Source organism: Pseudomonas sp. JL23 (assembly GCF_056933585.1).
The window spans coordinates 589,118-608,090 of the sequence record NZ_CM167795.1 but is presented as its reverse complement, the minus strand read 5'-3'; the positions used below and the strand labels follow the sequence as shown (position 1 = coordinate 608,090).

Below are 18,973 nucleotides of genomic sequence, written 5' to 3'. Positions count from 1 at the left end.
GTATCTGATTGCAGAGGTTTTCAATGTCGAATAATCGAATAGAGATGGATTCGTTCGGGCCGGTAGCCATCCCGGCCGACCGCTACTGGGGCGCGCAAACCCAGCGGGCGCTGGCGGTCTTCGGGGTCGGTCGCGAGATGTTTCCACAATGCCTGGTCCGGGCCTGGGGCCAGCACAAACACGCTGCCGCCCTCGCCAACTTCCAGCTGGGCGTATTGCCCGAACAGTTGCTCGGGCCAATCGCCCAGGCAGCCACCGAGCTGGCCGAGGGGCGCTTTGACGAGCACTTTCCGCTGTCGGTCTGGCAGACGGGTTCCGGCACTCAGACCAACATGAATGCCAACGAAGTCATCGCCAACCGCGCCAACCAGATCCTCGGATGCGAGCTCGGCACTCGTTCGCCCGTGCATCCGAATGATCACGTCAATCGTTCCCAGTCCTCCAACGACAACTTCCCCACCATCATGCACCTGACGACGGTAAGCGAACTGACCGGCCGCCTGTTGCCCGCTATGGAACGACTACGCGGCGAGCTGCAAAACAAGGCGGATGAATGGGCCGACGTACTGAAAATCGGCCGTACCCATCTGATGGACGCCGTGCCCATGACCCAGGGCCAGGCATTCGGCGCCTTCGCCCATCAGGCCGCCCATGGTATCGACCGGATCAAGGCCTGTATGCCGCGCCTGCTGTTACTGCCCCAGGGCGGCACGGCCGTCGGCACCGGGCTGAATACCCCGGTGGGCTTCGACGGTAAATTCTGCGAACACATCAGCGTTCTCACCGGCCAACCCTTCGCGCCCAACCCCTGCAAGTTCGAAGGCATGGGCACTCATGACGCGTTGGTCGAGGTGTCCGGCGTGCTCAACGTCATCGCCGTGTCCCTGACCAAACTGGCCAACGACGTGCGCCTGCTCGGCTCCGGCCCACGCTGTGGCTTTGGCGAACTACTGATTCCGGACGATGGCCTGACGTCATCGATCATGCCCGGCAAACGCAACCCCACCATCGCCGAAGTCCTTGCCCAGGCAGCCATGCAAGTGATCGGCAATCACAGCACCATCACCATGGCCGGGGCCTCGAGCCTGTTCGAACTGAACGTGGCCAAACCGGTGCTGATCAGCAATCTCCTGCAATCCATCGACGTGCTGAGCAACAGCGTGACGATCTTCACCGAAAAACTGCTCAAGGACCTGGACCTCGACCGCGAGAAGCTGCAGAGCAACATCGATCACTCTCTGTTGATCGCCACGGCTCTGAATCCGCTGCTTGGCTACGATGTGGTGGCAACGATCACGCGCAAGGCCGCCGCAGAAGGGATATCGCCCAAGGCAGCGGCGTTGGCACTGGGGGTGATGACGGCGCAGGAGTATGACGCCCAGGTACGGCCGGGGATGATGGTACGGCCGAAGTAAAGGGCGATTTTTCGGGCAAACAAAAGCCCCGCTCAGTTCCTACTGGCGGGGCCATTGAGGCTTATCTACAAATTGGCCGCCACTAATTATTATTTTTGAACAGCACCGATACGGTGCGTGCGACATGGTCGGCACCGTCGCTTATTTCACGCATGATCGTCGTGACTGCCGCAATTTGGTTATTATTTTCCTCTGCACTGCTGGCAATGCTGTTCATATTCACATTGAGATGCTGAGTCAATTTTCCATTCTCAGTCACCACACCTTGAATTTCCACCGTGGCACGGCTGGTACGGGCAGCCAACTGGCGGACCTCATCGGCTACCACAGCAAAACCGCGCCCCATTTCACCTGCGCGGGCCGCTTCAATGGCCGCATTCAGCGCCAGTAAATTAGTCTGCTCAGCGACGCCTTGAATGGTGGTGACGATTTGCTCGATATCCTTGGCCTGAGTGTTAAGTTGCTTAATCAAGTCAACCGCACCATTAATCAGGTTGAGCGTCTTCTGAGACAGCTGAATGGAACTGCCAAGGGAGTCGATGCCACGAATGGAAATTTGGGAAGTTTCTTCGGCGGTGGTGAATGAGAGCTCTGCTGCTTGACGAATTTCCTCGGTTTTGCGTTTTTGCGCACTGACATCGCTGGCGAACTTGATCACTTTTATAACTTCGCCGCGCTCATCAATGACCGGGTTGTAGGTAGCTTCCAGATAAACACGCTCCCCTGACGCCGTTTTACGCTCGAACTGCCCCCCAAAGAAAACTCCGTTTTTCAGGCTTTGCCAGAAACCGGGATTTTCCTGATAAAAACTATCAAAGCACAATATACGGTGGTGGCGTCCCTTCAAGTCACTCAAACGATAACCCATGATATTAAGAAAATTATCATTGGCGTTCAGAATATTGCCATCCGGCGAAAACTCAATCACTGCCATTGAACGATTAATGGCTGCATAGGCGGAGTCCAACAGCAAAAGTCGTTCTTGATTATGAGTCACATCGGAGGCGATCTTTACAACTTCAATTGTTGTATTGTTTTCATCTTTGACAGGAAAGTAGGTTGCCTCAACCCAAACAACCGAGCCCTCTTTGCTCATACGTTTGAAGGTGCCTTTTTGAACAGCCCCCGTGGCTAAATCTTGCCAGAGCTTTTGATAATTGCTGGACTGGGTATAGGTTTTTTCGCAGAAAATACGATGATGCTTACCCACCAACTCGTCGAGCGTGTAGCCGAATGTTTTCAGAAACAAGGGGCTTACATCAATAATGGTGCCATCTGGCCTGAAACGGATAGTCGCCAGGTTTTGATGAATGGACAGCAAACGTCGTTGCAACTCAGTGAGTTGCGTTTGACATGCGAGAATTTCATTTTTTTTTTAAAGAAATTCATGACTGTAGCCTCAGTTGATTGGCTTGCTAAACAACTGCATTCTGAAAGCGAGTTATCACCCAGCCATAATACAGACTCTAAAGTTTAACCTTCGAAGCCCTCGCCCCTTAACCTTAACAATCGATTCGTCGCCCCCTTAAACACGCACTATTGTCATTTCCTGCACAGTACTGACGAAGTACTAGAGTGTAGCCTAATTTTTACCAAGTCAAAATTTCGTGATTTTTACCACTGTACCGTTCTGACACCACCATTTATATGACAATCTGGATCCAATCGTCGATAACCATTGCTCAAACTGTCGTTTAAACTCGTATAACGATAACACCGCAAGCCCACCATCAGCTGCGGCTCACCAGAGGATAATGCGATCTTTAGGAGGCGCCGGCCTGTCATTTTCCCCACCGGCATTGGCAGAAAAAGCACAAAAAAAGCCCGGCATCCAAGAAGAAATGCCGGGCTTCGTTTATCAAACTAATCGCAACTGGTCAGAACGGAATATCGTCATCAAAGCTGTCGAAATCCTGCGCAGGCTGAGGAGCCTGTTGCGGCGCCGGGCGCGATTCGCGCTGTGGCTGCTGCTGTGGCGCCGACTGTTGCGGACGTGACTGCTGCTGTGGACGCGGTGCGGAGTTGCCGTAGTTGCCGCCGCCCTGGCCCTGTGGAGCGCCTTCACCCTGTGGACGGCCGCCCAGCAGTTGCATGGTGCCTTGCATGTCGACGACGATTTCAGTGGTGTAGCGCTTGATGCCGTCTTTTTCCCACTCACGGGTCTGCAGCTTGCCTTCGATGTAGACCTGGGAACCCTTGCGCAGGTATTCGCCAGCGATTTCGGCAACCTTGCCGAACATCGAGACACGGTGCCATTCGGTCTTCTCGACCTTCTGTCCGGTTTGCTTGTCAGTCCACTGTTCGCTGGTCGCCAGACTCAGGTTGGTCACGGCGTTACCGTTAGGCAAGTAGCGAACTTCGGGATCCTGGCCACATGTGCCGACCAATATGACTTTGTTAACCCCACGGGCCATAACGTTCTCCTAGGCTTCGCACGTCTGCGACGACGGATTGATCAGTCGTTCGAGGGACGGGCGATCCAATAGTTCTTTGTCCAATTTGATATAGATGGCGGCCTCCTCGGCCACCACTACCGCATCTGTCACTCCGGCCACTGCCAGCAGGCGCTCAACAAGACCTGCGTCACGTTGCGCCTCGGGCGACAACGGCATGCGCAGGCTCGTGACGTACGGTGGTTCGCGCATGGTAACAGCAAAGGCGAGCCAAATGGCGCTGAGCGCGGCGCCGCCGAGGAACACCACGCCCAGCCCTCCATGCTGCAAAAGCCAGCCGCCGAGGATACCGCCTGCGGCCGAGCCGAGGAACTGGCTGGTGGAGTAAACCCCCATGGCCGTGCCTTTTCCGCCAGCCGGTGACACTTTGCTGATGAGTGACGGCAGCGAGGCTTCAAGCAGGTTGAAGGCGATAAAGAACACCACCGTGCCGATCACCAACGCCCTGAGGCTGTCGCCAAAGGCCCAGAAATACAGCTCGGTGAGCATAAGTACCGCAACCGCGCCGAGCAGTACGCGCTTCATCTGACGCTTTTTCTCACCATAAATGATGAAAGGGACCATGGCGAAGAAGGAAATCAGCAGCGCCGTCAGGTACACCCACCAGTGCTGTTCCTTGGGCAGGCCGGCTTTTTCTACCAGGGCCAGGGGTAACGCGACGAAGCTCGACATGAGCATCGCGTGCAATACGAAGATACCCAAATCCAGGCGCAGCAGGTCCGGATGGCGCAAGGTCGGCCCCAGCGCCTGGCGGGCGACGCCGGATTCCCGGTGTAGCAGCGGGCCATTGGCCTTGGGCACGACGAAGGCGACGATGAGGATGCCGAACAAGGCCATGCCGCCCGTCGCCATAAACAGGCCGGACAGACCAAAGGCGCGGGTCAGCAAGGGACCGACCACCATGGCAATGGCGAACGACACGCCAATGGTCATGCCGATCATGGCCATGGCCTTGGTGCGGTGCTGCTCGCGCGTCAGGTCGGAGAGCAAGGCCATGACGGCTGCGGAAATCGCCCCGGCGCCTTGCAGGACGCGACCGGCGATTACGCCCCAGATGCTGTCGGAACGTGCGGCGAGCAGGCTGCCCAGGGCGAAAACGATCAGCCCCAGGTAAATCACCGGACGTCGGCCGATGCGATCGGAAATGATCCCGAAAGGAATTTGCAGCACCGCCTGGGTCAGGCCGTAGGCACCAATGGCCAGGCCGATAAGTGCGGGGCTCGCGCCCGCCAGATCCATGCCATAGGTTGCCAAAACTGGCAGCACCATGAACATGCCGAGCATACGGAACGCGAAAACCAGGGCCAGGCCGCCCGCTGCGCGGGTCTCGCCACCACTCATGCGTTCGCTGTGGGGATCGTGCATGGATAAACCTCGTGTGAACCGGCGGCGATTCTACCAGTCCCATCGTTGCGCGGCACATACGCGACGCTTTGCCGCGCAATACATGACACAGTCTTCATGTAGGGATGCAATAGTGTGCATCCATCCAGTATTTGACCGTATACTCCCACGTTTTCGTCGCCCGCCGAGCGAGGCCAGCCTTGGACAAGATCCTGATTCGTGGGGCCCGCACCCACAACCTGAAGAACATTGACCTGACCCTGCCACGGGACAAGCTGATCGTGATCACCGGCCTGTCCGGTTCCGGCAAGTCTTCCCTGGCCTTTGACACCTTGTATGCCGAAGGTCAGCGGCGTTACGTCGAGTCGCTTTCCGCCTACGCCCGCCAGTTCCTGTCGATGATGGAGAAGCCGGACGTCGACACCATCGAAGGCCTGTCGCCGGCGATTTCCATCGAACAAAAGTCCACTTCCCACAACCCGCGTTCCACTGTCGGTACGATCACCGAGATCTACGACTACCTGCGCCTGTTGTATGCCCGCGTCGGCCAGCCGCGCTGCCCGGATCACGACATCCCCCTGGAAGCCCAGACCGTCAGTCAGATGGTCGACCTGGTGCTGGCACAGCCGGAGGGCAGCAAGCTGATGCTGCTGGCCCCGGTGATCCGCGAGCGCAAGGGCGAGCACCTGTCGGTGTTCGAAGAGCTGCGGGCTCAGGGTTTCGTGCGTGCGCGAGTCAACGGCCGGTTGTGCGAGCTCGACGAACTGCCGAAGCTGGACAAGCAGAAGAAGCACTCCATCGATGTGGTGGTGGACCGCTTCAAGGTGCGTAATGACTTGCAGCAGCGTCTGGCCGAGTCGTTCGAGACCGCGCTGAAGCTCGCCGACGGCATTGCCCTGGTCGCGCCGATGGACGACGAACCCGGCGAAGAGATCATCTTCTCTGCGCGTTTCGCCTGCCCGATCTGCGGCCACGCCATCAGCGAGCTGGAACCCAAGCTGTTCTCCTTCAACAACCCGGCCGGCGCTTGCCCGACCTGCGATGGCCTGGGCGTGAAGCAGTTCTTCGATATCAAGCGTCTGGTCAATGCCGAGCTGACCCTGGCCGAGGGCGCGATTCGCGGCTGGGACCGGCGCAACGTCTACTACTTCCAGATGCTCGGCTCCCTGGCCAAGCATTACGATTTCAGCCTCGAAGTGCCGTTCAAGGAGCTGCCTGCCGACACGCAGAAGATCCTGCTCAATGGCAGCGGCACGCAGAACGTCGATTTCCGTTACCTCAATGACCGCGGCGATATCGTCAAGCGTGCGCACCCGTTCGAAGGGATCGTCCCGAATCTGGAGCGGCGCTACCGGGAGACCGAGTCGGCCACCGTGCGCGAGGAGCTGGCCAAGTTCCTCAGTACCCAGCCGTGCCCGGACTGCCGTGGCACCCGCCTGCGTCGTGAGGCGCGGCACGTCTGGGTCGGGGAAAAGACCCTGCCAGCCGTGACCAATATGCCGATTGGCGATGCGACCGAATACTTCGGCGTGCTGAAACTGACCGGCCGTCGTGGCGAAATCGCCGACAAGATCCTCAAGGAAATTCGCGAGCGTCTGCAGTTCCTTGTCAACGTGGGTCTCGACTACCTGACCCTGGACCGCAGCGCCGACACCCTGTCCGGCGGTGAGGCCCAGCGTATTCGTCTGGCCAGCCAGATCGGTGCGGGTCTGGTGGGGGTCATGTATATCCTCGATGAACCGTCCATCGGCCTGCACCAGCGCGATAACGATCGCCTGCTCGGCACCCTCAAACACCTGCGCGATATCGGCAACACGGTGATTGTGGTGGAGCACGACGAGGACGCGATCCGTCTGGCTGACTACGTGGTGGATATTGGCCCGGGGGCCGGTGTACACGGCGGCGCCATCGTTGCTGAAGGTACTCCTGCCGAGGTCATGGCTCACCCTGACTCCCTGACCGGCAAGTACCTGTCCGGGCGAGTCAAGATCGAGGTCCCGGCCAAGCGCACGCCGCGCAATAAGAAGATGTCGCTTTCGCTCAAGGGCGCACGCGGCAACAACCTGCGCAATGTCGACCTGGAAATTCCGATTGGCCTGCTGACCTGCGTGACCGGGGTTTCCGGTTCGGGCAAGTCGACGCTGATCAACAACACCCTGTTCCCCCTCAGTGCTACCGCGCTGAACGGCGCCACGACCCTGGAAGCGGCGACCCACGACAGCATCAAGGGCCTGGAACATCTGGACAAGGTCGTCGATATCGACCAGAGCCCGATCGGCCGTACGCCGCGCTCCAACCCGGCGACCTACACCGGGCTGTTCACACCGATTCGCGAGTTGTTCGCCGGCGTGCCGGAGTCCCGCTCACGGGGCTATGGGCCGGGGCGCTTCTCCTTCAACGTCAAGGGCGGGCGCTGTGAAGCCTGTCAGGGCGATGGCCTGATCAAGGTGGAGATGCACTTCCTGCCGGATATCTACGTGCCGTGCGACGTGTGCAAGAGCAAGCGCTACAACCGCGAAACCCTTGAGATCAAATACAAGGGCAAGAGCATCCATGAAGTGCTGGAAATGACCATCGAAGAAGCGCGGGTGTTCTTCGACGCCGTCCCGGCCCTGGCGCGCAAGCTGCAAACCCTGATGGATGTGGGCCTGTCCTACATCAAGCTGGGGCAATCGGCTACGACTCTGTCCGGTGGCGAGGCGCAGCGCGTCAAGCTATCCCGCGAGCTGTCCAAGCGCGATACCGGCAAGACCCTGTATATCCTCGACGAGCCGACCACCGGCCTGCACTTTGCGGATATCCAGCAACTGCTCGACGTCCTCCATCGCCTGCGCGACCACGGCAACACAGTAGTGGTGATCGAGCACAACCTGGACGTGATCAAGACCGCGGACTGGCTGGTCGACCTGGGGCCGGAAGGCGGCTCCAAGGGCGGGCAGATCATCGCGGTGGGCACGCCGGAGCAGGTATCGGAGATGGAACAGTCCTACACCGGGCACTACCTGAAACCGTTGTTGCTACGGGACAGGGCGTAGTTCAAAGGGCCAACCCTGTGGGAGCCGGGCTTGCCCGCGAAAAACACGGCGCGGTGTCTCAGGCATACCGTGTGGTGGCCTTCGCGGGCAAGCCTCGCTCCCACGGCAAAGGTCGAAACTCCCTGCAAACAAAAACGGCGGTTATCTCTCGATAACCGCCGTTTTTTATAACCGCAAGAATCAGAACTGCGACTGCAGGTAGTTCTCGAGGCCGATGGACTTGATCAGGCCCAGCTGCTTTTCCAGCCAGTAGGTGTGATCTTCTTCGGTGTCGGCCAGTTGCACGCGCAAAATGTCGCGGCTGACGTAATCTTTGTGCAGTTCACACAGTGCGATGCCTTTACACAGCGCAGCACGAACCTTGTATTCCAGGCGCAGGTCGGCAGCGAACATGTCGGGCACGGTGGTGCCGACGTCGAGGTCGTCCGGGCGCATGCGCGGCGTACCTTCGAGCATCAGGATGCGACGCATCAGGGCATCAGCGTGCTGCGCCTCTTCTTCCATCTCATGGTTCATGCGCTCGAAGAGCTTGCTGAAACCCCAGTCTTCGTACATGCGCGAGTGAACGAAATATTGGTCACGAGCAGCCAGTTCGCCCGTCAGCAACGTGTTGAGGTAATCGATTACTTCGGGGTGACCTTGCATCGCCCTACATCTCCCTGCTTTAAAGGTTGCAGTTTGAACCAAGCGCTATCGGAGGTCACTCTAAAAAAGGCAAAATATTGATTAAAAGCAGCGAAAATCGACCATTGGATGCGAAAAACCGCCCAAATGAGGGCGGTTCTGTTTATCACTTCCAGTTACGCGAGTTTTACACCCAAGGCATCGGCAATGCCTTGACCGTAAGCAGGATCAGCCTTGAAGAAATACTGTAGCTGACGCTGCACCACATCACTGGATACGCCGGCCATGGTCCCGGCAATGTTGCCAATCAGTTCGGCCTTCTGCGCAGCGCTCATCAGATTGAACAGCTTGCCCGCCTGACTGAAGTAATCGCCGTCTTCACGATGATCGTAACGATCAGCCAGACCACTCAAGGCCAGCCCCGGCTCAGCGTACTGCGGTGCCTGTTTCGGCGCATCGCTGTAGCTGTTTGGCTCGTAGTTTGGAGCGCCGCCGCCGTTATCGCCAAAGCGCATGGCACCGTCACGCTGGTAGCTGTGGACCGGGCTACGTGGCAAGTTGACCGGCAGTTGCTGGTAGTTGGTACCTATGCGATAGCGATGGGCATCGGCGTACGCGAACACACGACCTTGCAGCATGCGGTCCGGCGATAAACCGACACCGGGCACCATGTTGCTCGGACCGAACGCCGCCTGCTCGACTTCTGCGAAGTAATTCAGCGGGTTGCGGTTGAGCTCCAACTGGCCGACTTCGATCAGCGGGTATTCCTTCTGCGACCAGGTTTTGGTCACGTCGAACGGGTTCTCATGGTGCGCTGCGGCCTGGGCTTCAGTCATCAGCTGGATGCATACGCGCCATTTCGGGAAGTCACCGCGCTCGATGGCCTCGAACAGGTCGCGCTGGGCGTAATCCGGGTCAGTACCGGCGATGCGTGCGGCATCGGCGGGTTTGAGGTTCTTGATGCCTTGCAGGGTCTTGTAGTGCCATTTGACCCAGAAGCGCTCACCGGCTGCGTTGATCAGGCTGTACGTGTGGCTGCCAAAGCCGTGCATGTGGCGATAGCCGTCAGGGATGCCGCGGTCAGAGAACAGCGTGGTGACCTGGTGAAGCGCCTCAGGCGAATGCGACCAGAAGTCCCACATCATCTGAGCGTTCTTCAGGTTGGTCTGCGGCTGACGCTTCTGGGTGTGAATGAAGTCAGGGAATTTCAGCGGATCGCGGATAAAGAACACCGGGGTGTTGTTACCGACGATGTCCCAGTTGCCTTCTTCGGTGTAGAACTTCACAGCAAAGCCGCGTGGATCGCGCTCGGTATCAGCCGAACCGCGCTCGCCACCCACAGTGGAGAAGCGCAGGAAAATAGGCGTTTGTTTGCCGATAGAGTCGAACAGCTTGGCGCTGGAGTACTGGCTGATATCGCGGCTGACAGTGAAGGTCCCGTAGGCACCCGAACCCTTGGCGTGTACGCGGCGTTCAGGGATGTTTTCGCGGTTGAAGTGAGCCAGCTTCTCGATCAGGTGGAAGTCTTCAAGCAGCAACGGACCGCGAGGACCGGCAGAGCGAGAGTTCTGGTTATCGGCGACGGGGGCACCGCCAGCAGTGGTGAGGATCTTGTTCTGACTCATGTGATATCTCCTGTTGGCCTGTGCGGCCCGGCTAAGACGGCTTGAGGAGAAGTATCAATGAGCCATGCCCTACCATCAAATTCATTAACTATTAACGGGTGATAGCTTTATTTAATTTCAGACATAAAAAAACCGGGCACCAGGCCCGGTTTTTTTGATCAGACTGACGTCTTACTCAGCGGATACAGCTTCACCGCCGACAGGACGATCAACCAGCTCGACGTACGCCATAGGCGCGTTGTCGCCAGCGCGGAAACCGCACTTCAGGATGCGCAGATAGCCACCCTCACGGGTTGCATAACGCTTGCCCAGATCGTTGAACAGCTTACCAACGATTTCTTTCGAACGAGTACGGTCGAAAGCCAGACGGCGGTTAGCCAGACTGTCCGTTTTTGCCAAAGTGATCAGCGGCTCAGCAACGCGACGCAGTTCTTTAGCTTTCGGCAATGTAGTTTTGATCAGCTCGTGCTCGAACAGCGACACCGCCATGTTTTGGAACATGGCCTTACGGTGGGAGCTAGTCCGGCTCAGGTGACGACCACTTTTACGATGACGCATGGTTCATTCCTTACCAAACACTACGTTCGGTGATTACGACGATCAGGCCGTAGCCTTGTCGTCCTTCTTAAGACTTGCCGGCGGCCAGTTGTCGAGGCGCATGCCGAGGGACAGACCACGGGAGGCCAGGACATCCTTGATCTCAGTCAAAGATTTCTTGCCCAGGTTCGGAGTCTTCAACAGTTCTACTTCGGTGCGCTGAATCAGGTCGCCGATGTAGTAAATGTTCTCCGCCTTGAGGCAGTTGGCCGAACGTACGGTCAGTTCCAAATCGTCAACCGGACGAAGCAGGATCGGATCGATCTCGTCTTCCTGTTCGATTACAACAGGCTCGCTGTCACCTTTGAGGTCGACGAATGCAGCCAACTGCTGTTGCAAGATGGTTGCAGCACGACGAATAGCCTCTTCAGGATCCAGAGTACCGTTGGTTTCCAGATCAATAACCAGTTTGTCCAGGTTGGTACGCTGTTCGACACGGGCGTTTTCCACCACGTATGCGATACGGCGAACCGGGCTGAACGAAGCATCCAGCTGCAAGCGACCAATGCTGCGGCTTTCGTCTTCATCGCTTTGACGCGAGTCTGCTGGTTCATAACCACGACCACGAGCTACGGTGAGCTTCATGTTCAGGGCGCCGTTAGACGCCAGGTTAGCGATTACGTGATCGGGGTTAACGATCTCGACATCATGATCCAGCTGAATATCGGCAGCGGTAACCACCCCCGAACCCTTCTTAGACAAGGTCAGCGTAACTTCGTCTCGACCGTGCAGCTTGATAGCCAGACCTTTAAGGTTCAACAGGATTTCAATGACATCTTCCTGTACACCTTCGATGGCGCTGTACTCGTGGAGCACACCGTCAATCTCGGCCTCGACTACTGCACAGCCGGGCATGGAGGACAACAGGATGCGGCGCAGCGCGTTGCCCAGGGTATGGCCGAAACCACGCTCGAGAGGCTCGAGAGTGATCTTGGCGCGGGTTGGACTGACAACCTGCACATCAATGTGGCGGGGTGTCAGGAACTCATTTACCGAAATCTGCATGGATGCACCTATTTTCTAGCCCTTACTTGGAGTAGAGCTCGACAATCAGGCTTTCGTTGATGTCGGCGGACAGATCACTGCGAGCTGGAACGCTTTTGAAGACGCCAGATTTCTTTTCAGTGTCTACTTCTACCCATTCTACGCGGCCACGTTGGGCACACAGATCGAGAGCCTGGACAATGCGCAGTTGGTTCTTAGCCTTCTCGCGGATAGCTACCACGTCACCAGCACGAACCTGGTACGAAGGAATGTTAACGGTTTTGCCGTTAACGCTGACCGACTTGTGCGAAACCAATTGACGGGATTCTGCACGAGTAGAGCCGAAGCCCATACGATAGACGACGTTGTCCAGACGGCATTCCAGAAGTTGCAGCAGGTTCTCACCTGTTGCGCCTTTCTTGCCGGCAGCTTCTTTGTAGTAGCCGCTGAACTGACGCTCAAGGACGCCGTAGATACGACGAACTTTTTGTTTCTCACGCAGCTGAGTACCGTAATCGGACTGGCGACCGCGGCGTTGGCCGTGGATACCTGGAGCTGCTTCGATGTTGCACTTGGATTCAAGTGCGCGGACGCCGCTCTTCAGGAAGAGATCAGTGCCTTCGCGACGAGCCAATTTGCATTTTGGACCAATGTAACGAGCCATTTCTTACAGTCTCCTGGATTACACGCGGCGCTTCTTCGGCGGACGGCACCCGTTGTGCGGGATTGGCGTCACGTCGGTGATGCTGGCGATCTTATAGCCACAGCCGTTCAAAGCACGGACAGCAGACTCACGACCTGGACCTGGACCCTTGACGTTAACGTCGAGGTTCTTCAGGCCGTACTCCAGCGCAGCTTGGCCAGCACGTTCAGCGGCTACTTGAGCAGCGAACGGGGTGGATTTGCGCGAACCACGGAAACCCGAGCCGCCGGAGGTAGCCCAAGAAAGCGCATTACCTTGACGATCGGTGATGGTGACGATTGTGTTGTTAAAAGAAGCGTGGATGTGGGCGATGCCATCAACCACCGTCTTTTTAACTTTTTTACGAGGACGAGCAGCAGGTTTTGCCATGACTAAATTCCTGTCGTTGCGCTGGTGCGATTACTTGCGGATCGGCTTACGCGGACCTTTGCGAGTACGCGCGTTGGTCTTGGTACGCTGACCGCGTACTGGCAGACCACGACGATGACGCAGACCGCGGTAGCAGCCCAGGTCCATCAAGCGCTTGATTTTCATGTTGATTTCGCGACGCAGGTCACCTTCAGTGGTGAACTTCGCCACTTCGCCACGCAGCTGTTCAATCTGCTCGTCGCTCAGATCTTTGATCTTTGCCGCCGGGTTAACCCCGGTGTCTGCACAGATTTTGTGTGCAGTTGTGCGACCAACACCATAAATGTAGGTCAGCGAGATAACAGTATGCTTGTTATCTGGAATGTTAACGCCTGCAATACGGGCCATTCAGTGGGACTCCAATTGACAGCTACCTACGCCCCGGAAGCCAAGAAATAGGGCGCGAGATAATATCGCTGTAGTAACAAATAATCAACCCAGCAGCGCACTAGCTGCTGGGCTTAAGCACAGCTCACAATCAGCCTTGGCGCTGCTTGTGACGTGGTTCCGCGCTGCAAATTACTCGAACAACACCTTCGCGGCGAATAATTTTGCAGTTGCGGCACAGTTTTTTAACCGATGCACGAACTTTCATCACCAACTCCTCGAACCTTATGGGTGCTTCAGCGCAGCATGCCGCTGCCGTAGCCCTTCAGGTTGGCTTTCTTCATCAGGGATTCGTACTGGTGCGAAACGAGGTGCGATTGTACTTGGGACATGAAGTCCATCACAACCACGACCACGATCAGCAACGAGGTCCCGCCAAGGTAGAACGGAACGTTTGCTGCGACCACAAGGAACTGAGGCAACAGGCACACGGCCGTCATATAAAGAGCACCGAACAGGGTCAAACGAGTCAGAACGCCATCAATGTAGCGCGCCGACTGCTCGCCTGGACGAATACCCGGAATAAAGGCACCGGACTTCTTCAGGTTTTCCGCTACGTCTTTCGGATTGAACATCAACGCCGTATAGAAGAAGCAGAAGAAAATAATCCCTGCACTAAACAGCAGAATATTCAACGGCTGACCAGGAGCGATCGACTGCGAGATGTCCTGCAACCAGCCCATACCTTCAGACTGACCAAACCAGGAACCCAGCGAAGCCGGGAACAGCAAGATGCTGCTTGCGAAAATAGCCGGGATTACCCCAGCCATGTTCACTTTCAGCGGCAAGTGGCTGGTCTGCGCAGCGAATACCTTGCGGCCCTGCTGACGCTTGGCATAGTGAACGGCTATTCGCCGCTGACCACGCTCAATGAACACCACGAAACCGATGATCGCTACTGCCAGCAAACCGATGGCAACCAACGCGAAAATGTTGATATCGCCCTGACGTGCAGACTCGAAAGACTGCCCAATTGCCCTCGGAAGACCGGCGACGATACCCGAAAAAATCAACATCGAGATACCGTTACCGACACCGCGCTCGGTAATCTGCTCGCCCAGCCACATCATGAACAGTGCGCCCGCCACGAAGGTGGTCACTGCTACGAAGTGGAAACTGAGACCACCAGAAAACGCGACCCCCTGACCGGCCAGGCCAACGGACATGCCGGTGGCTTGAACCAATGCCAGGGCAACGGTGCCATAGCGGGTGTACTGGCTGATCTTGCGACGGCCAGCCTCACCTTCCTTCTTCAACTGCTCCAGCTGCGGGCTGATAGCGGTCATCAACTGCATGATGATCGATGCCGAAATGTACGGCATGATTCCCAGTGCAAAAATCGACATCCGCTCCAGCGCGCCGCCGGAAAACATGTTGAACAAGCTAAGAATGGTCCCCTCATTCTGTCGAAACAGGTCCGCCAGCCGGTCCGGGTTTATGCCTGGAACTGGGATATGCGCGCCGATCCGATAGACGATAATCGCCAGGAACAGAAAACGCAGTCGAGCCCAGAGCTCGGACAACCCGCCTTTGCTGAGCGCTGAGAGAGCACCTTGCTTAGCCATTTATTCCTCGAACTTGCCGCCAGCTGCTTCGATAGCCGCACGCGCACCTTTGGTGGCGCCGATACCTTTGATAGTGACAGCGCGAGTAACTTCGCCGGACAGCATGATTTTCACACGCTGTACGCTTTGGTTGATCACGTTGGCATCTTTCAGGGACTGCACAGTAACGATGTCGCCTTCCACTTTAGACAGCTCGGACAAACGCACTTCTGCGCGGTCCATGGCCTTCAGGGAAACGAAACCGAACTTAGGCAGACGGCGATGCAGCGGCTGTTGACCGCCTTCAAAGCCTGGAGCAATGGTGCCACCGGAGCGGGAGGTCTGACCTTTGTGGCCACGGCCACCAGTCTTACCCAAACCGCTACCGATACCACGGCCCGGACGATGCTTTTCGCGACGGGAACCCGGCGCTGGACTCAGATCATTGAGTTTCATCGATTAACCCTCGACACGCAGCATGTAGTAAGCCTTGTTGATCATCCCGCGATTCTCGGGAGTATCCAGGACTTCTACAGTGTGACCGATGCGACGCAGACCAAGACCCTTAACGCACAGTTTGTGGTTAGGGATACGGCCGGTCATGCTTTTGATCAGCGTTACTTTAACGGTAGCCATGATCAGACGATCTCCTCAACACGCTTGCCACGCTTGGCAGCAATGGATTCAGGAGACTGCATGCCTTTCAAACCCTTGAAAGTGGCGTAAACCACGTTCACTGGGTTAGTCGAGCCATAGCACTTAGCCAGAACGTTCTGAACGCCAGCAACTTCGAGGACAGCACGCATAGCGCCGCCAGCGATGATACCGGTACCTTCAGAAGCAGGCTGCATGTACACCTTCGAAGCGCCATGGGCGGACTTCATTGCGTACTGCAGGGTAGTGCCGTTCAGATCAACCTGGATCATGTTGCGACGAGCAGCTTCCATCGCTTTCTGGATAGCAGCTGGCACTTCGCGGGACTTGCCGCGGCCGAAACCTACACGACCTTTACCATCACCCACCACGGTCAACGCGGTGAAAGTGAAGATACGGCCGCCTTTAACGGTTTTGGCTACGCGGTTAACTTGAACCAGCTTCTCGATGTAGCCTTCGTCGCGCTTTTGGTCGTTATTTGACATAACTTAGAACTCCAGCCCAGCTTCACGAGCAGCATCAGCCAGCGCCTTGACGCGACCGTGGTACTTGAAGCCAGAGCGGTCGAAAGCCACTTGCGAGACGCCCACGGCTTTCGCACGTGTAGCGACCAGCTGGCCAACCTTAGTGGCCGCGTCGATGTTGCCAGTGGCACCATCACGCAGTTCTTTGTCCAAAGTCGAGGCGCTCGCCAGGACTTTGCTGCCGTCGGCCGAAATGACCTGGGCATAAATGTGCTGCGAAGAGCGGTACACGCAGAGACGCACGACTTCGAGTTCGTGCATTTTCAGGCGTGCTTTGCGAGCGCGACGCAGTCGGGTAACTTTTTTGACGGTCATTTGCTATGCCCTACTTCTTCTTGGCTTCTTTACGGCGGACGACTTCGTCTGCGTAACGCACACCTTTGCCTTTGTACGGCTCAGGACGGCGGAAGTCGCGGATCTCAGCGGCCACTTGACCAACCAACTGCTTGTCGATACCCCGGATGAAGATATCGGTCTGGTTGGGAGTCTCAGCGGTGATGCCTTCCGGCAATTCGTAATCCACTGGGTGCGAGAAGCCAAGAGCCAGGTTCAGCACTGTGCCTTTTGCTTGCGCTTTGTAACCAACACCGACCAGCTGGAGCTTGCGCTCGAAGCCTTGGCTTACGCCCTGGACCATGTTGTTAACCAGTGCACGAGTGGTGCCGGCCATTGCGCGAGTTTGTTGATCGCCATTGCGAGCAGCGAAACGCAGCTCACCGGCTTCTTCAACGATCTCAACGGACGAATGGATGTTCAGTTCCAGAGTACCTTTAGTACCCTTCACCGAAAGCTGCTGGCCGACGAGTTTGACTTCGACGCCGGATGGCAACTTAACGGGGTTCTTAGCTACGCGTGACATGCTTATCCCCCCTTAGAACACTGTGCAAAGCACTTCGCCGCCGACACCGGCAGCGCGCGCAGCACGATCCGTCATCACACCTTTGTTGGTGGAGACGATAGACACACCGAGGCCGCCACGAACTTTTGGCAACTCATCGACGGACTTGTACTGACGCAAGCCTGGACGACTGACGCGCTTCACTTCTTCGATGACCGGACGGCCTTCGAAGTACTTCAGCTCGATGGACAACGAAGGCTTTGCTTCGCTGCTGATCTGATAACCCGCAATGTAACCTTCGTCTTTCAGGACTTTGGCTACAGCTACCTTCAACGTGGAAGATGGCATGCTTACGACGGGCTTTTCAGCCATCTGGGCATTACGGATACGAGTTAGCATGTCCGCTAACGGGTCCTGCATACTCATGGGCTAGACGCTCCTAATACAAAATAATTAGCCTTGCGGCTACAGCTTATCGCCGAGAAATTCCGGGCAAATGAAAAACACGGGCTCAGGCGAGCCGGCAATTCTAGACCTACCCCAGAAATGAATCAAGCCCCATGAGGGGCTTGATTCAGATTCAGGCTCGAATCCGACCAACCGTCGAGACGGCCGGCCGAAATCTAGCGAGAAACGCGCATTACCAGCTGGCTTTAACCAGACCTGGTACATCACCACGCATTGCAGCTTCACGCAGCTTGTTACGGCCGAGGCCGAACTTGCGGTAAACGCCGTGCGGACGACCAGTGATGCGGCAGCGGTTACGCATGCGCGAAGCGCTTGCGTCACGTGGCTGCTTCTGCAGAGCTACGGTAGCTTCCCAACGTGCTTCTGGACTTGCGTTCAGATCAACGATGATTGCTTTGAGCGCTGCACGCTTAGTGGCGTACTTGGCAACGGTGAGCTGACGCTTCAGCTCACGGTTCTTCATGCTCTTCTTGGCCATTTTCCTACTCCAATCAGTTGCGGAACGGGAATTTGAAAGCACGCAGCAGAGCGCGGCCTTCGTCATCGTTCTTGGCAGTGGTGGTCAGGGTAATGTCCAGACCGCGGAGAGCATCGATCTTGTCGTAGTCGATTTCCGGGAAGATGATCTGCTCTTTAACGCCCATGCTGTAGTTACCACGACCATCGAAGGACTTGGCATTCAGGCCGCGGAAGTCGCGAACCCGAGGCAGGGAGATCGACAGCAGACGATCCAGGAATTCGTACATACGATCGCGGCGCAGAGTCACTTTGACGCCGATCGGCCAACCTTCACGGACTTTAAAGCCAGCGATGGATTTCCGAGCGTAAGTCACAACGACTTTTTGGCCGGTGATCTTTTCCAGGTCAGCAACAGCGTGCTCGATGACTTTTTTGTCGCCGATCGCTTCGCCCAGACCCATGTTCAGGGTGATTTTAGTAACGCGCGGAACTTCCATCACGTTCGCCAGCTTAAGTTCTTCCTTAAGCTTCGGAGCGATTTCCTTCCGGTAAATCTCTTTCAGTCGTGCCATGGTCTCATCTACCTAGCAGTGTTCAAGCATCAACCGCTTTTTGGGTCGACTTGAAGACACGAATTTTTTTGCCGTCTTCTACTTTGAAACCAACGCGGTCAGCCTTGTTGGTTTCGCCGTTGAAAATGGCGACGTTAGAAGCGTCCAGTGGAGCTTCTTTTTCGACGATACCGCCCTGCACGCCCGACATAGGGTTTGGCTTGGTATGACGCTTAACCAGGTTCAGACCGCTAATAACCAGACGGTTGTTAGCGAGAACCTTGAGCACCTTACCGCGCTTACCTTTGTCTTTGCCGGCGATCACGATGATCTCGTCGTCACGACGAATCTTTTGCATGT

General features: G+C 56.6%; 22 protein-coding genes and 2 pseudogenes. 2 read left to right on the top strand and 22 right to left on the bottom strand.

What is annotated here, in order from left to right; genetic code table 11:
- Nucleotides 1–23: 23 nt before the first annotated feature.
- Nucleotides 24–1,415: a class II fumarate hydratase gene (locus tag AC1Z24_RS02950; protein WP_483744461.1), complete on the top strand. Its 1,392-nt coding sequence runs from the start codon at nt 24–26 to the stop codon at nt 1,413–1,415.
- An 82-nt stretch (nt 1,416–1,497) separates the two neighbouring features.
- On the opposite strand, the pseudogene AC1Z24_RS02945 reads toward AC1Z24_RS02950, so the two are convergent.
- The 4 genes and pseudogenes from AC1Z24_RS02945 to AC1Z24_RS02930 form a co-directional block, all read right to left on the bottom strand.
- Nucleotides 1,498–1,857, bottom strand: a pseudogene (locus AC1Z24_RS02945) (methyl-accepting chemotaxis protein); the annotation flags it as partial.
- Nucleotides 1,858–2,082: 225 nt separating this feature from the next.
- A pseudogene (locus AC1Z24_RS02940) lies at nt 2,083–2,664 on the bottom strand (PAS domain-containing protein); the annotation flags it as partial.
- A gap of 628 nt (nt 2,665–3,292) precedes the next feature.
- Nucleotides 3,293–3,829: a single-stranded DNA-binding protein gene (locus tag AC1Z24_RS02935; RefSeq protein ID WP_259104550.1), complete on the bottom strand. Its 537-nt coding sequence runs from the start codon at nt 3,827–3,829 to the stop codon at nt 3,293–3,295.
- Nucleotides 3,830–3,838: 9 nt separating this feature from the next.
- Nucleotides 3,839–5,233 (bottom strand): MFS transporter, encoded by a 1,395-nt coding sequence (locus tag AC1Z24_RS02930; RefSeq protein WP_483744460.1) that lies wholly within the window; start codon nt 5,231–5,233, stop codon nt 3,839–3,841.
- A 179-nt stretch (nt 5,234–5,412) separates the two neighbouring features.
- On the opposite strand from AC1Z24_RS02930, the gene uvrA reads away from it, so the two are divergent.
- Nucleotides 5,413–8,247 (top strand): excinuclease ABC subunit UvrA, encoded by a 2,835-nt coding sequence (gene uvrA / locus AC1Z24_RS02925; protein ID WP_483744459.1) that lies wholly within the window; start codon nt 5,413–5,415, stop codon nt 8,245–8,247.
- 180 nt (nt 8,248–8,427) lie between these two features.
- Here uvrA and bfr read toward each other — a convergent pair whose 3' ends face one another.
- The 18 genes from bfr to rplX all read right to left on the bottom strand — a co-directional run bounded on the left by bfr (nt 8,428) and on the right by rplX (nt 18,971).
- Nucleotides 8,428–8,892 (bottom strand): bacterioferritin, encoded by a 465-nt coding sequence (gene bfr / locus AC1Z24_RS02920; RefSeq protein WP_483744458.1) that lies wholly within the window; start codon nt 8,890–8,892, stop codon nt 8,428–8,430.
- 155 nt (nt 8,893–9,047) lie between these two features.
- Complete coding sequence (locus tag AC1Z24_RS02915) at nt 9,048–10,496, bottom strand: catalase (RefSeq protein ID WP_483744457.1); 1,449 nt, start codon at nt 10,494–10,496, stop codon at nt 9,048–9,050.
- 171 nt (nt 10,497–10,667) lie between these two features.
- Nucleotides 10,668–11,054 carry a 50S ribosomal protein L17 gene (rplQ, locus tag AC1Z24_RS02910; RefSeq protein ID WP_259104541.1) on the bottom strand — a complete coding sequence of 129 codons (387 nt, stop codon included), beginning with the start codon at nt 11,052–11,054 and terminating at the stop codon, nt 10,668–10,670.
- Nucleotides 11,055–11,096: 42 nt separating this feature from the next.
- Nucleotides 11,097–12,098 (bottom strand): DNA-directed RNA polymerase subunit alpha, encoded by a 1,002-nt coding sequence (locus tag AC1Z24_RS02905; RefSeq protein ID WP_259104539.1) that lies wholly within the window; start codon nt 12,096–12,098, stop codon nt 11,097–11,099.
- 22 nt (nt 12,099–12,120) lie between these two features.
- Nucleotides 12,121–12,741 carry a 30S ribosomal protein S4 gene (rpsD, locus tag AC1Z24_RS02900; RefSeq protein ID WP_259104538.1) on the bottom strand — a complete coding sequence of 207 codons (621 nt, stop codon included), beginning with the start codon at nt 12,739–12,741 and terminating at the stop codon, nt 12,121–12,123.
- 18 nt (nt 12,742–12,759) lie between these two features.
- Nucleotides 12,760–13,149, bottom strand: a complete 390-nt coding sequence (gene rpsK, locus AC1Z24_RS02895) for a 30S ribosomal protein S11 (RefSeq protein ID WP_002555466.1) — start codon at nt 13,147–13,149, stop codon at nt 12,760–12,762.
- A 30-nt stretch (nt 13,150–13,179) separates the two neighbouring features.
- Nucleotides 13,180–13,536: a 30S ribosomal protein S13 gene (gene rpsM, locus AC1Z24_RS02890; RefSeq protein WP_259104533.1), complete on the bottom strand. Its 357-nt coding sequence runs from the start codon at nt 13,534–13,536 to the stop codon at nt 13,180–13,182.
- A 130-nt stretch (nt 13,537–13,666) separates the two neighbouring features.
- The gene (gene rpmJ, locus AC1Z24_RS02885) at nt 13,667–13,783 is read right to left on the bottom strand and encodes a 50S ribosomal protein L36 (protein ID WP_002555468.1); all 117 of its coding nucleotides are present in this window, start codon (nt 13,781–13,783) and stop codon (nt 13,667–13,669) included.
- A 28-nt stretch (nt 13,784–13,811) separates the two neighbouring features.
- The gene (secY, locus tag AC1Z24_RS02880) at nt 13,812–15,140 is read right to left on the bottom strand and encodes a preprotein translocase subunit SecY (protein WP_259104528.1); all 1,329 of its coding nucleotides are present in this window, start codon (nt 15,138–15,140) and stop codon (nt 13,812–13,814) included.
- The gene (rplO, locus tag AC1Z24_RS02875; RefSeq protein WP_259104527.1) at nt 15,141–15,575 is read right to left on the bottom strand and encodes a 50S ribosomal protein L15; all 435 of its coding nucleotides are present in this window, start codon (nt 15,573–15,575) and stop codon (nt 15,141–15,143) included.
- A gap of 3 nt (nt 15,576–15,578) precedes the next feature.
- Nucleotides 15,579–15,755 carry a 50S ribosomal protein L30 gene (gene rpmD, locus AC1Z24_RS02870; RefSeq protein WP_003186033.1) on the bottom strand — a complete coding sequence of 59 codons (177 nt, stop codon included), beginning with the start codon at nt 15,753–15,755 and terminating at the stop codon, nt 15,579–15,581.
- A gap of 2 nt (nt 15,756–15,757) precedes the next feature.
- Nucleotides 15,758–16,258 carry a 30S ribosomal protein S5 gene (gene rpsE, locus AC1Z24_RS02865; RefSeq protein ID WP_259104522.1) on the bottom strand — a complete coding sequence of 167 codons (501 nt, stop codon included), beginning with the start codon at nt 16,256–16,258 and terminating at the stop codon, nt 15,758–15,760.
- 3 nt (nt 16,259–16,261) lie between these two features.
- Nucleotides 16,262–16,612: a 50S ribosomal protein L18 gene (rplR, locus tag AC1Z24_RS02860; protein WP_259104520.1), complete on the bottom strand. Its 351-nt coding sequence runs from the start codon at nt 16,610–16,612 to the stop codon at nt 16,262–16,264.
- 10 nt (nt 16,613–16,622) lie between these two features.
- On the bottom strand, nt 16,623–17,156 hold the full coding sequence (gene rplF, locus AC1Z24_RS02855; protein ID WP_259104518.1) for a 50S ribosomal protein L6: 534 nt from the start codon (nt 17,154–17,156) through the stop codon (nt 16,623–16,625).
- A gap of 12 nt (nt 17,157–17,168) precedes the next feature.
- Nucleotides 17,169–17,561, bottom strand: a complete 393-nt coding sequence (rpsH, locus tag AC1Z24_RS02850; RefSeq protein ID WP_259104517.1) for a 30S ribosomal protein S8 — start codon at nt 17,559–17,561, stop codon at nt 17,169–17,171.
- Nucleotides 17,562–17,775: 214 nt separating this feature from the next.
- Nucleotides 17,776–18,081: a 30S ribosomal protein S14 gene (gene rpsN / locus AC1Z24_RS02845; RefSeq protein ID WP_027898304.1), complete on the bottom strand. Its 306-nt coding sequence runs from the start codon at nt 18,079–18,081 to the stop codon at nt 17,776–17,778.
- A gap of 13 nt (nt 18,082–18,094) precedes the next feature.
- Nucleotides 18,095–18,634: a 50S ribosomal protein L5 gene (gene rplE, locus AC1Z24_RS02840; RefSeq protein WP_004883677.1), complete on the bottom strand. Its 540-nt coding sequence runs from the start codon at nt 18,632–18,634 to the stop codon at nt 18,095–18,097.
- Nucleotides 18,635–18,656: 22 nt separating this feature from the next.
- Nucleotides 18,657–18,971 (bottom strand): 50S ribosomal protein L24, encoded by a 315-nt coding sequence (gene rplX, locus AC1Z24_RS02835; RefSeq protein WP_008081905.1) that lies wholly within the window; start codon nt 18,969–18,971, stop codon nt 18,657–18,659.
- Between the last annotated feature and the right edge of the window lie 2 nt (nt 18,972–18,973).